Origin of the sequence: Bradyrhizobium sp. BR13661 (genome assembly GCF_029892425.1) — a bacterium.
GTDB lineage: Bacteria > Pseudomonadota > Alphaproteobacteria > Rhizobiales > Xanthobacteraceae > Bradyrhizobium.
Genome location: NZ_JARXWB010000009.1, coordinates 227,170 through 240,385, shown reverse-complemented (window position 1 = coordinate 240,385; position 13,216 = coordinate 227,170). Strand labels below are relative to the sequence as shown.

The window sequence follows — 13,216 nt, the reverse complement described above, 5'->3', positions numbered from 1 at the left end:
GGCCGACAGTCGAGGGGCACAGCGTGACGAACAAACCTGATCGATCGGGATCCTGCATTCTTGCGGGCCTCGCGCTCGCGGCCACGATCGCATGCATCACGCCCTCGGCTTCGGCCCACGACGCCAACAAGCGCATGGCCGACGCCAGCGCGCTTGTCGCGACGGATGCCGCATCACCGCAGCCGCAATCGGTGCGGCGCGCGGCCGCACGGGCGGAGAAAGGTCCTTATTACGTCGACTTCCGCGCGCGGACGGCGGCGAGCTGGGGCCATGCTTTCGTCTGGTACGGCAAGACCAGCGAGCGCGCCGTCGAAGTCGCAGGCCTGACGCCGGCAGGTGACACGTGGAGCTACGTGCTCGGCTACTTCACCTGGGTGCCATCAGAGACCGGCGCCAGCTATGGCGATCTCGATCCGGACTATCTGACCGCGAGCTACCGCGTCTATCTGAACGAAGCAGACGCCAAGCGCGTGTTCGCCTACATCAAGAAGAAGCAGGCGAACTCGCCGGTCTGGAACGCCGAGACCACCAACTGCACCGGCTTCATCGGCGACATCGCCGAATACATGGGACTGCAGGTCCCCAACCGCTGGCAGCGGCCGGAGAACTTCGTCAACAGCCTGCGAGACATGAACGGCGGCCGGCAGGTCGTGCGATTGTCAGCGGAGTAGCTGCCAGACTAGGGCCGCAGACCTCTCCAACGTCGTCCTGGCGAAAGCCAGGACCCATTACCCCGGTCAGCGCGATCGCGCATGCTGTGGCCGCCATCGTGCAAAACAGCATCTCCCTGTGGTTATGGGTCCTGGCCTTCGCCAGGACGACGGCGGTGGATGCGGCGAGCGTCGCGGTCCCAATTATCCGCCCCGCGGAATCATCGCCATCGCCTGCATGACTCACCGCACACCCGCGCAATAGACATTTCCCACCCCGGGCGGCATCCTCCGCCCATCAACCGAGAACAGAGCCTGCCACGCAGGCGGGGGAAACAGAAATGCTGCAGACACGGTTCACAAAGCTCGTCGGCGTCGAGCACCCGATCGTCCAGGGCGGCATGCAATGGGTTGGCCGCGCCGAGCTGGTTGCCGCGGTTGCCAACGCCGGCGCGCTCGGCTTCATCACGGCGCTGACCCAGCCGACGCCCGAGGATCTGACCAAGGAAATCGCGCGCTGCCGCGACCTCACCGACAAGCCATTCGGCGTCAACCTGACTATCCTGCCCGCGATCAAGCCGCCGCCCTACGCCGAATACCGCGCTGCCATCATCGAAGCCGGTATCACGGTGGTCGAGACCGCCGGCAACAAGCCGCAAGAGCATGTCGACGAGTTCAAAAAGCACGGCGTCAAGGTCGTGCACAAATGCACCAGCGTCCGCCACGCGCTCTCGGCCGAGCGGATGGGCGTCGATGCCATCTCGATCGACGGCTTCGAATGCGCCGGCCACCCCGGCGAGGACGATACGCCTGGCCTGATCCTGATCCCGGCCGCCGCCAACAAGGTCAAGATCCCGATGATCGCCTCGGGCGGCTTTGCCGATGCCCGCGGCCTGGTTGCGGCGCTGGCGCTTGGTGCCGAGGGCATCAACATGGGCACCCGCTTCATGGCGACCAAGGAGAGCCCGATCCACCAGCTCATCAAGGAGAAGATCGTCGCCAATGACGAGCGCGAGACCGAGCTGATCTTCCGCACCATGCGCAACACCTCCCGCGTCGCCAGGAACGAGATCTCGACCAAGGTCGTCGCCATGGAGAAGGAAGGCGCCAAGTTCGAGGACATCCGCGAGCTCGTCGCTGGCGCCCGCGGCAAGATGGTCTATGCAACCGGCAATTCGGATGAAGGCATCTGGTCGGCCGGCCAGGTGCAGGGCCTGATCCAGGACATCCCGAGCTGCGGCGAGCTCATCTCCCGCATCGTGCGCGAAGCGGAGGCGATCATTCGCTCCAGGCTCGAAGGCATGATCGTTCAGCCGCAACGTGAAGCCGCGGAATAATCACTGCAAGAAGTGAGAGCAATTCATGAAAGCTTACGTCTACAGCCCTGAGGGCGCTCGGATTTCCGACGTCGCTCAACCAAAGCCTAAAGGCACGCAGGTGCTGGTTCGCGTCCGCGCCTGCGGGCTCAATCGCGCCGACACCGGCATGCGCAAGGGCCACGCGCACGGTGCGGCCGGCGGCGTCGGCACCGTGCTCGGCATGGAATGGGCCGGTGAAGTGGCCGAGCTCGGGCCCGATGCAAAGGGTGTGAAGGTCGGCGACCGCATCATGGGATCGGGCGGCGCGGCCTTTGCCGAGTACACGCTGGCCGATCACGGCCGGCTGTTCCGGGCGCCCTCGAACATGAACTTCGAGGAGGCCGCCACCCTGCCCGTCGCGCTCGCCACCATGCACAATGCCGTCGTCACCATCGGCGGCGTGCAGCCCGGGCAAGCCGTGCTGATCCAGGGCGCCAGCTCCGGCGTCGGCCTGATGGCGATGCAAATTGCAAAGCTCAAGGGCGCCAGGCTCGTCATTGGCTCCTCGACCGACGCCTACCGCCGCGGCCGGCTGAAGGACTATGGCGCCGATCTCGCGGTCGACTCCTCCGATCCCAAATGGGTCGACGAGGTGCTGAAGGCGACCAACGGCGAAGGTGTCGATCTCATCGTCGACCAGGTCTCGGGCAAGGTCGCCAACCAGAACCTCGCTGCGACCAAGGTTTTGGGCCGCATCGTCAATGTCGGCCGGCTCGGCGGCACCCATGCGGACTTCAACTTCGACCTCCATGCCGCCCGCCGCATCAGCTATATCGGCGTCACCTTCCGCACCCGCACCATCGAGGAGGTCCGCGAGATCTTTCAGGAGGTTCGCAAGGACATCTGGAGTGCGGTGGAAGCGCGCAAGCTGCAGCTGCCAATCGACAAGGTCTATGCGTTCGACCAGATCGACCAGGCGTTCGAGCACATGGAGGCGAACAAGCATCTGGGGAAGATCGTGGTGACGGTGCCGTAGGCGTACGGCCGCCTAACGAAAACTCCATTCTCTCCGCTCGTCATGGCCGGGCTTGACCCGGCCATCCACGTCTTTGCCGCGCGGAACGAAGAACGTGGATGCCCGGGCCTTCGCCGCGCCGCAGCGGCTTCGGCCGCGCAGGCGGGACAAGCCCGGGCATGACGGAGCTGCCAACGCTCCTGCAAGTCACTCGCGACTACAGCTGTGGATCGTCGCTTGATGTTCACGAACGCCCTGCTAAATCCCCCGCCATGAGCGGACAACATGACAAGACATCGGTCGCGGCGATCTCGATCCTGGCCAGCGGCGGCATGGCGGCGGCCAAATTCGTGGTCGGGATCGCCATCGGATCGCTGGCGCTGATCTCGGAGGCCCTGCACTCCTCGATCGACCTGGTCGCAACCATCATCACCTGGGCGGTGGTGCGGGTCTCGGACAAGCCGGCCGACGACGAGCACCATTACGGCCACGGCAAGCTGGAGAGCATCTCCGCGCTCGGCGTCACCGCGATGCTCTACGTGCTTGCCGGCGGCATCCTGGTCGAATCCTACAGCCGGCTGCGCGAGGGAACCCCGCCGCCGACCATCTCGGCCGTGCCGTTCGTGGTGCTGGTGATCGACATCCTCGTCAATCTCTGGCGCGCCCGCGCGCTGCACCGGGCCGCCCGCGAGACCCGAAGCGAGGCACTCGCCGCGGATGCGCTGCACTTTGCGTCTGATGTCATGGGCTCGGGTGCCGTGATCGTGGGCCTGATTCTCGCCGCCCTCGGCTTCTGGTGGGGCGACGCTGCGGCAGCCGCCGCCGTCGCCGTGATGATCGCCCTGCTCGGCCTGCGGATGGCCAGCTCCACCGTGCAGACGCTGGTCGACCGCGCGCCGGAGGGGGCGCTCGAAAAAGCCACCACCGCTATTCGCAGCGTCCCCGGCGTCATCGACGTCGAGCGGCTGCGCGTGCGTATGGTCGGGGCGACGACCTTCATCGACAGCATCGTCAAGGTGCCGCGGACCTACCCGATCGACCGTGTCGAGGGAATCAAGCGCAACGCGGAGGCCGCCTTGAGCAAGGCGTTCGGCGATGCCGACCTCTCGTTTACCGCTGTCCCAGTTGCCCGCAACAACGAAACCGTCCGCGACCAGATCATGGTGATCGCGCGCAACTCGGGTCTCGCGATCCATCATGTCACGATTCATAATCTCGGCGCCAAGCTGATCGTCAGCATCGACCTCGAGGTCGATGCCGAGATGCAGCTCTTGGCCGCCCACGACATCGCCAACACGCTGGAGCGGAACATCCAGGAGGAGTTCGGCGCGGACGTCGAGGTCGACGTCCATATCGAGCCGCTGGAAGCGGAACTGCCGTTCGGCGTCGATGCCGCGCCGGAACGGGTGCAGACCATCGCCGCCGCACTCACCGAATATGCCGCCGGCGGCGAGATCCACGACATTCATAATGTGCGCGTCCGCGACACCGATGGCGGCGAGATCGTCAACTTCCACTGCCGCGCCACGCCGTCGATGAGCGTGATCAGGGTGCACGAGCAGGTTGACGCGATCGAGCGTCGCTTGCGTCGCGCGTTCCCGAGCGTGAAGCGTGTCATCAGCCACGCCGAGCCGCCGCGCGCATGAGCAGAATGCGCCGGGAGTCCGACGTTCTCGTTTCGGACTCATCATGCACGTGAGTTTGCGGGCTCGAGCCCGCACAAACTCTGCATTGGATAAGAATTATTTCGCGTTAACGTTTCGTTGACTCTCGACAGCCTGCGCAAACTGGATTCAAATCGCCATGATTCGAAAGCGTTGTGGGGCTGCTTTCGAACCGAGTAGCTAGCAGGTTTTCAGGGGGCCGAAGGCATGGCGCGTGCAGACGCCGCGAACGCGTGCGTCCAATCCGATTCGATCAAGGGATTGGCGCAGTCGATCGCGAAACCAGCCTATCATCGGCTCCTGATCGCGGAGCCGGCGCTGCGACGCGCCGTGCCGACGCTCATCATCGCCTTCCTCATCACGATCTGCCTCGGTGCCTTCGTCCAGGTCGTCGACCAGACGCGCCAGAAGCGCCTGGTGATCCAGAACGATATCGCCGCGCTCGCCGAGCTGCTTGCCGAGCGGATCGACCGCGTCACCTCGCTGCGCGCGGAGCGGCTGAAGAACATCGAGAACATGCCGGCGCTGCTCCCCGACATGATCCCGTCCCGGGCCCGGGTCTCGGGCCGCCATGTCGTCGTCACCTCGGCCGGCGTCAACGGCCGCATCCTTGCCCGCATCCCGATCAACAATGATCCCGCCGGCAATGATCGCCTGCTGGACGCGATCACCACCGCGCAGCTGCTCGCCACCCCGCCACGCGACAACAACGTTTCCGACATGACGCTGCCGAATGGCAATGCTGCGATGGCCACGGCACGGCCGATCAAGTCGCTGCCGGGCCTCGTCACCGTGATCCAGGAGCGCAACGAGCCGATCTGGGGCTCGGACGCAGCGCTCTCGGTGACGCTGTCGGCGACAACGGGCTTCGTCGTCCTGATCCTCGGCTTCGCCTTCCACTGGCAGTCGACCCGCGCCCGCGAGGGCGACCTCATCAATGACGCCGTGCGCGGCCGCATCGACACAGCGCTCAACCGCGGCCGCTGCGGCCTATGGGACTGGGACCTGTCGCGCGGCCGGATCTTCTGGTCGCAATCGATGTTCTCGATGCTGGGCCTCGACGGCCGCAACGAGCTGCTCACCTTTGGCGAAGTCAACGCGCTGGTGAAGTCCGACGACATCGACCTGTTCGCGATCGCCGACCAGCTGATCTCCGAAAAGATCGACCACATCGACCGGACCTTCCGCATGCAGCATGTCGACGGCCACTGGATCTGGCTGCGCGTCCGCTGCGAGCGCACCCGCGGCGCCAGCGATTCCGGCATGCACCTGATCGGCATCGCGGTCGACATCACCGAACAGAAGAGCCTCGCCGAACGCACCGTGGAGGCCGACCTTCGCCTGCGCGACGCGATCGAGACCATTCCGGAAGCCTTCGTGCTGTGGGACGCCAGCGACCGCCTGGTGCTCTGCAATTCGCACTTCCAGCGCCTGCACAAGCTGCCCGACACGGCCGTGATCCCCGGCACCTCCTACGAGACCGTGCTGGAAGTCGGCCGCATGCCGGAGGTGCGCACCCGCCACAACGAGACCGCTGCCCAAGGCCCCGGCGCCCGCACCTTCGAGGCCCAGCTCGACGACGGCAGCTGGCTGCACATCAGCGAGCGCCGCACCAAGGACGGCGGCTACGTGTCGGTCGGCACCGACATCACCCGCATCAAGGAGCACGAGCAGAAGCTCGTCGACAACGATCTGCGCCTGCGCGCCACCGTCATCGACCTCAAGCGCTCGCAGGCCGCGCTCGAGCGCCAGACCATCGAGCTCGCCGACCTCGCCGAGAAGTACCAGCGCGAGAAGACCCGCGCCGAGGAAGCCAACCAGACCAAGTCGAAATTCCTCGCCAATATGAGCCACGAGCTGCGCACGCCGCTGAACGCGATCATCGGCTTCTCCGAGATCATGGGCTCGGGCATGTTCGGCGACCTCGGAAGCGAGAAATACGAGGAGTACTGCCACGACATCCTGACCAGCGGTCACTATCTGCTTGAGGTCATCAACGACATCCTCGACATGTCCAAGATCGAGGCCGGCCGCATGAAGCTCGACATGGAAGAGCTCGACCTGTCGCGGACGCTGGCCGAATCCCTGCGCGTCGTCGCCGGCCGGGCCGAGGACAAGCACCTGAAGCTCGATGCCGACATCGCAAAATCCATCGCCGTCGTCGCCGACCGCCGCGCGACCAAGCAGATCGTCGTCAACCTCCTCTCCAACGCGGTGAAGTTCACGCCTGACGGCGGACGCATCGTGGTGCGCAGCCGGCAGCTCGAGGACAGGATCGTGCTGATGATCGCCGACACCGGCATCGGCATCGCGCCCCACTCGCTGGCGCGGCTCGGACGTCCGTTCGAGCAGGTCGAGAGCCAGCTCACCAAGACCTATCACGGCTCCGGTCTCGGGCTCGCGATCGCCCGCTCGCTGGCGCAGCTCCATGGCGGCTCGATGCGGCTGCGCTCCAAGCTCGAAGTCGGCACCGTCGTCCGCGTGACCCTGCCGCGCGACGCGATCAAGGCGGTGTCAGGGATATCGGCAGCAGCTTAAAGACTAGGATTGCAGCGACGGCGCAACTTCGCGCGCGATATTGACCAGTGCTGCGATCAGCGGCGTCATCGGATCGCGCTGCGGGATCACGAGCCCGATGCTGTAATTGACCTCGGGATCGACGATCGGGATGGTGCGGACCTTGTCGGAGAGGCCGAGCGTCTCGGCGAGCTTGGCCGGCATCACGCTCGCCCACCGTCCCGTCTTGACATGGGTGAACAGCACCAGCAGCGAGTTCGAGGTCAGCGTCGGCGTCGCCTCCGCACCGACCGAGCGCAGCGCGCGGTCGATGATGCGGCGGTTCTGCATGTCAGGCGTCAACAGGCACAGCGGCACCTGGCCGACCTCGCTCCACGTGACGGACTCGCGGTCGCCGAACATCGCATCGGGCGCGGTCAGGAGGCGATAGCTCTCGTTGTAGAGCGGAATGGTGCGCACCTTGCCGATCGGCTCGTTCTCGATATAGGTCAGTCCCGCATCGACCTCGAGATTTTCGAGCAGCCCCAGCACCTCGGATGAGGTCGTCGAGCGGATGCTGAAGCGCACCTCGGGATGCCGCGCACGGAACGGCGTCGTCAGCGACGCGACCATGCCGAGCACGGTCGGGATCGCCGCAATGCGGATCTCGCCGGAGAGCTGATGCTTCAACCCGTTGATCTCGTCGCGCATGGCGCGGGCATCGCCGACGATGCGCCGCGCCCAGTCGAGCGCCCGCTCGCCTTCCGGCGTAAATCCCTGGAAACGGGAGCCGCGCTGGACCAGCATCACGCCGAGGATCTCCTCGAGCTGCTTCAGCCCGGTCGACATCGTCGGCTGGGTGACGCCGCAGGCCTCTGCCGCCCGTCCAAAATGCCGTTCCTTGGCCAGCGCCAGCAGCAATTCAAGCTTGTCGATCAACCGTCCGTCCCCTGGATCTCAAGTCGTGGCGTGCAAGCTATCACGCCCGACCTGCACCAACACGCAAAAACCGGTAGTCGATACAAGTTTCATTACCTGATCGTATCGATCGATTGCGCTTTCAAATCGATCTGAATTCGCAATCGCAGCATGAGACAGCTTTATTGATCTTCGAACGATTCCAAATAGTTTGCGTGGAAGGGACGCTCAATCCGAGAACGAAGAATGACAGCCGTTTACGAGCCTTGTTACGAGCCTTGGAACGAGACACGCGGCGCTGAAATCATCGCCGAACATGCCGACCAGGAAGGCGCGACGCTCGTCATTCTGCACGCGCTTCAGGGCGCGTTCGGTTACGTACCGGAGGCCGCGATTCCCATGGTGGCGCAGGCGCTGAACCTGTCGCGCGCCGAGGTCCACGGCGTCTTCACCTTCTACCATGATTTCCGCCACAAGCCGGCCGGCCGCCACGTGCTGAAGCTGTGCCGCGCCGAAGCCTGCCAGGCCGCCGGCGGCGATGCGCTGGCGGCGCGGGCTGAATCGAAGCTTGGCGTTTCGCTCGGACATACCACCGCGGATGATCGCGTCACGCTGGAGCCGATCTACTGTCTCGGGCTGTGCGCGACCGCGCCCTCCGCGATGCTCGATGGCCGCCTCATTGGCCGGCTCGACGAGAAGCGCATCGATGCGCTGGTTGCGGAGGCGCAGCGATGAGCATGAAGATCTTCATTCCACGTGACGCTGCCGCGGTTGCCGTCGGCGCCGATGATATTGCCGCAGCCTTCGAGCAGGTCGCGGCGAAGCGCGGCCTGCCGGTCGAGATCGTCAGGACCGGCTCGCGCGGGCTCTGCTGGCTGGAGCCAATGGTTGAGGTGGCAACCCCGGGCGGCCGCGTTGCCTATGGCCCGGTCAGCGCGGAGGATGTCGCCTCCGTGCTGGAGTCGATGGTGAGCAACGGACCGCACGCCTTGCTGCTCGGCATCGCCGACGAAATTCCCTGGCTGAAGCGCCAAACCCGCCTCACCTTCGCCCGCTGCGGTGTGATCGATCCGCGCTCGCTCGAGGACTACCGCGCCCATGGCGGCTACAAGGGCCTGGAGCGTGCACTCTCGCTCGGCTCGGATGCGATCCTCAACGAAGTCACGGCGTCCGGCCTGCGCGGCCGCGGCGGCGCGGGTTTTCCGACCGGCATCAAGTGGAAGACGGTCGCGCAAGCGAAGGCTGACCGCAAGTTCATCGTCTGCAATGCGGACGAGGGCGACAGCGGCACCTTTGCCGACCGCATGATCATGGAAGGCGATCCCTTCCTCGTCATCGAAGGCATGACCACATCAGGTATCACCGTTGGTGCCACCAAGGGCTACATCTACATCCGCAGCGAATATCCGCACGCGGTCGAGGCGATGAATGCGGCCATCGTCACGGCGCGGCGCGGCGGCTATCTCGGCGACAAGATCGGCGGCTCGACCTACAGCTTCGACATGGAAGTGCGCGTCGGGGCCGGCGCTTACGTTTGCGGCGAAGAAACCTCGCTGCTGGAGAGCCTCGAAGGCCGCCGTGGCCTGGTCCGCGCCAAGCCGCCGCTGCCGGCGCATCATGGATTGTTCGGCAAGCCGACCGTCATCAACAACGTGCTGTCGTTTGCGGCTATCCCCTTCATCCTCGCCGAAGGCGCCAAGGCCTATGCCGATTTCGGCATGGGCCGCTCGCGCGGCACGATGCCGATCCAGCTTGCCGGCAACATCCGCCAGGGCGGACTGTTCGAGACGGCGTTCGGCGTGACGCTCGGCGAGCTCGTCGACGACATCGGTGGCGGCACGTTCACCGGCCGCCCGGTCCGCGCGGTACAGGTCGGCGGTCCGCTCGGCGCCTATTTCCCGCGCGCGCTGTTCGACACGCCGTTCGACTATGAGGCCTTTGCTGCGCGCGACGGCCTGATCGGCCATGGCGGCATCGTCGTGTTCGACGACAGCGTCGACATGCGCAAGCAGGCGCGTTTCGCCATGGAATTCTGCGCCGTCGAATCCTGCGGCAAGTGCACGCCCTGCCGCATCGGCTCGACCCGCGGCGTCGAGACCATCGAGAAGATCATCCGCGGCGAGCGGGTCGGCGAAAACCTCGCGCTCGTCGAAGACCTCTGCAACACCATGAAATTCGGCTCGCTCTGCGCACTCGGCGGCTTCACGCCCTACCCCGTGCTCAGCGCCTTGAAGCATTTCCGGGAAGACTTTGTCCCGGCACCAACCACGCTTCAGGCCGCGGAATAGGAGAACGACAATGTCTCTGATCGAAGAAATCGACTTCGGCACGCCGCGCTCCAAATCATCAACGATGGTCACGCTGACCATCGACGGCAACGAGGTCACGGTGCCCGAGGGCACCTCGATCATGCGGGCCGCGATGGACGCCGGCCACCAGATCCCGAAGCTTTGCGCGACCGACATGGTCGACGCGTTCGGCTCCTGCCGCCTCTGCGTCGTCGAGATCGAGGGCCGCGCCGGCACGCCGGCCTCCTGCACCACACCCGTCATGAACGGCCTCGTGGTCCACACCCAGAGCGAACGGCTGAAGAAGCTGCGCAAGGGCGTGATGGAGCTCTATATCTCCGACCATCCGCTCGACTGCCTCACCTGCGGCGCCAATGGCGATTGCGAGTTGCAGGACATGGCCGGGGCCGTTGGCCTGCGCGACGTGCGCTACGGCTATGAGGGCGAGAACCACGTGTTCGCGAAATCCAATGGCGAGGTCAACGCCGCCTGGATGCCGAAGGACGAGTCCAACCCGTACTTCACCTACGATCCCTCCAAATGCATCGTCTGCTCGCGCTGCGTCCGCGCCTGCGAGGAGGTGCAAGGCACGTTCGCGCTGACCATCTCCGGCCGCGGCTTCGACAGCCGCGTCTCGCCCGGCATGAGCGAGAGTTTTCTCGGCTCCGAATGCGTCTCCTGCGGCGCCTGCGTGCAGGCCTGCCCGACCGCGACGCTGACGGAAAAATCCGTGATCGAGATCGGCCAGCCCGAGCATTCCGTCGTCACTACCTGTGCCTATTGCGGCGTTGGTTGCGCCTTCAAGGCGGAGATGCGCGGCGAGGAAGTCGTGCGCATGGTGCCCTACAAGGACGGCAAGGCCAATCGCGGCCATTCCTGCGTCAAGGGCCGCTTCGCCTGGGGCTACACCAACCACAAGGAGCGCATCCTTAAACCCATGATCCGCGAGCGGATCGAGGATCCCTGGAAGGAAGTCTCCTGGGACGAAGCGTTCTCGTTTGCCGCCGCCAGGATGCGCGGCATTCAGAAGAAGTACGGCCGCGATGCCATCGGCGGCATCACCTCCTCCCGCTGCACCAATGAGGAGACCTATCTGGTGCAGAAGCTGATCCGCGCCGGCTTCGGCAACAACAATGTCGACACCTGCGCCCGTGTCTGCCACTCGCCGACCGGCTATGGCCTGTCGCAAACGTTCGGCACGTCGGCCGGCACCCAGGATTTCGACTCGGTCGAGGACACCGACGTCGCCGTGATCATCGGCGCCAATCCGGCTTCGGCCCATCCGGTGTTCGCTTCGCGCCTGAAGAAACGGCTGCGCCAGGGCGCCAAGCTGATCGTGATCGATCCGCGCCGCACCGAGATGGTGGAATCGCCGCATGTGAAGGCGCTGCATCTGCCCCTGATGCCCGGCACCAACGTCGCGGTCGTCACCGCGCTGGCGCATGTCATCGTCACCGAAGGCCTCGTCAACGAGGCCTTCGTGCGCGAGCGCTGCGACTGGGCCGAGTTCGAGGAATGGGCCGCCTTCGTCGCGCAAGCGAAGCACAGCCCGGAAGCGACGGCCATCCTGACGGGCGTCGACCCGAAGACGCTGCGTGAAGCGGCTCGCATCTACGCCACCGGCGGCAATGGCGCGATCTATTACGGGCTCGGCGTCACCGAGCACAGCCAGGGCTCGACCACGGTGATCGCGATCGCCAACCTCGCGATGGCGACAGGCAATATCGGCCGTCCCGGCGTCGGCGTGAATCCGCTGCGCGGCCAGAACAACGTGCAGGGCTCCTGCGACATGGGCTCGTTCCCGCACGAGCTGCCGGGCTATCGCCACATCTCGGGCGATGCCGTGCGCGACCAGTTCGAGGCGCTGTGGAACGTCAAGCTCAACCCGGAGCCGGGCTTGCGCATTCCCAACATGTTCGATGCCGCGATCGAAGGCACATTCATGGGCCTCTACGTCCAGGGCGAGGACATTCTCCAGTCCGACCCCAACACCAAGCACGTGGTGGCGGCGTTGTCGGCCATGGAATGCGTCATCGTTCACGACCTCTTCCTGAACGAGACCGCGAACTACGCCCACGTCTTCCTGCCCGGCTCGAGCTTCCTGGAAAAGGACGGCACGTTCACCAACGCGGAGCGCCGCATCCAGCGCGTGCGCAAGGTGATGTCGCCGAAGAACGGCATGGCCGACTGGGAGGTCACGATCGGCCTCGCCAAGGCGATGGGCTTCGCGATGAACTACAGCCACCCTTCCGAGATCATGGACGAGATCGCGGCGCTGACCCCGACCTTCACCGGCGTCTCCTACGCCAAGCTCGACGAGCTCGGCTCGGTGCAGTGGCCCTGCAACGAGAAGGCGCCGGAGGGCACGCCGGTGATGCATATCGACGGCTTCGTCCGCGGCAAGGGCAAGTTCATCGTCACCGAATATGTCGCAACCGACGAGCGCACCGGCCCCCGCTTCCCGCTGCTGCTCACGACCGGCCGCATCCTCAGCCAGTACAATGTCGGCGCGCAGACACGGCGCACCGAGAACGTGGTCTGGCATGCGGAGGATCTCCTGGAGATCCATCCGCACGATGCCGAGCAGCGCGGCGTGCGCGATGGTGACTGGGTGCGGCTCACGAGCCGCGCCGGCGAGACCACGCTGCGCGCGGAGATCACCGACCGTGTCTCCCCGGGTGTCGTCTACACCACCTTCCACCACCCGGACACGCAGGCCAACGTGATCACGACAGACTATTCGGATTGGGCGACCAACTGCCCCGAATACAAGGTCACGGCGGTGCAGATCTCGCCGTCGAACGGACCGTCCGACTGGCAGAAGAGCTACGACGAGCAGGCGCGGCACTCCCGCCGCATCGCACCGGCCGAGGCCGCGGAGTAACCG

Annotated in this window: 9 protein-coding genes; 8 read left to right on the top strand and 1 reads right to left on the bottom strand. The window is 65.4% G+C overall.

The features are described 5' to 3' along the window. The first annotated feature begins 23 nt into the window (after window positions 1-23). The 5 genes from M2427_RS17635 to M2427_RS17615 all read left to right on the top strand — a co-directional run bounded on the left by M2427_RS17635 (window position 24) and on the right by M2427_RS17615 (window position 7,165). The gene (locus tag M2427_RS17635; protein WP_280707740.1) at window positions 24-671 is read left to right on the top strand and encodes a hypothetical protein; all 648 of its coding nucleotides are present in this window, start codon (window positions 24-26) and stop codon (window positions 669-671) included. Between the two features lie 320 nt (window positions 672-991). Continuing rightward, on the top strand, window positions 992-1,987 hold the full coding sequence (locus tag M2427_RS17630) for a nitronate monooxygenase family protein (protein ID WP_280707739.1): 996 nt from the start codon (window positions 992-994) through the stop codon (window positions 1,985-1,987). Window positions 1,988-2,012: 25 nt separating this feature from the next. Continuing rightward, window positions 2,013-2,984 carry a zinc-binding dehydrogenase gene (locus M2427_RS17625; RefSeq protein ID WP_280707738.1) on the top strand — a complete coding sequence of 324 codons (972 nt, stop codon included), beginning with the start codon at window positions 2,013-2,015 and terminating at the stop codon, window positions 2,982-2,984. A gap of 251 nt (window positions 2,985-3,235) precedes the next feature. Beyond that, window positions 3,236-4,609, top strand: coding sequence for a cation-efflux pump (locus M2427_RS17620; protein ID WP_280707737.1), 1,374 nt, complete (start codon window positions 3,236-3,238; stop codon window positions 4,607-4,609). Window positions 4,610-4,834: 225 nt separating this feature from the next. Continuing rightward, window positions 4,835-7,165, top strand: a complete 2,331-nt coding sequence (locus M2427_RS17615; RefSeq protein WP_280707736.1) for a PAS domain-containing sensor histidine kinase — start codon at window positions 4,835-4,837, stop codon at window positions 7,163-7,165. 3 nt (window positions 7,166-7,168) lie between these two features. Here the strand turns inward: M2427_RS17615 and M2427_RS17610 are convergent, their stop codons facing one another. Beyond that, window positions 7,169-8,062, bottom strand: a complete 894-nt coding sequence (locus M2427_RS17610; protein ID WP_280707735.1) for a LysR family transcriptional regulator — start codon at window positions 8,060-8,062, stop codon at window positions 7,169-7,171. A 225-nt stretch (window positions 8,063-8,287) separates the two neighbouring features. Between M2427_RS17610 and M2427_RS17605 the strand changes: the two genes are divergently transcribed. The 3 genes from M2427_RS17605 to fdhF are packed head-to-tail and all read left to right on the top strand — an operon-like array spanning window position 8,288 to window position 13,213. Then, window positions 8,288-8,776 (top strand): formate dehydrogenase subunit gamma, encoded by a 489-nt coding sequence (locus M2427_RS17605; protein ID WP_280707733.1) that lies wholly within the window; start codon window positions 8,288-8,290, stop codon window positions 8,774-8,776. Continuing rightward, the gene (locus M2427_RS17600; protein WP_280707732.1) at window positions 8,773-10,329 is read left to right on the top strand and encodes an NADH-quinone oxidoreductase subunit NuoF; all 1,557 of its coding nucleotides are present in this window, start codon (window positions 8,773-8,775) and stop codon (window positions 10,327-10,329) included. Before M2427_RS17605 ends, M2427_RS17600 begins: the two co-directional genes overlap by 4 nt. Window positions 10,330-10,339: 10 nt before the next feature. Further along, entirely contained in the window at window positions 10,340-13,213 is a 2,874-nt protein-coding gene (fdhF, locus tag M2427_RS17595; RefSeq protein WP_280707731.1) for a formate dehydrogenase subunit alpha, read from the top strand. Window positions 13,214-13,216: the final 3 nt, after the last annotated feature.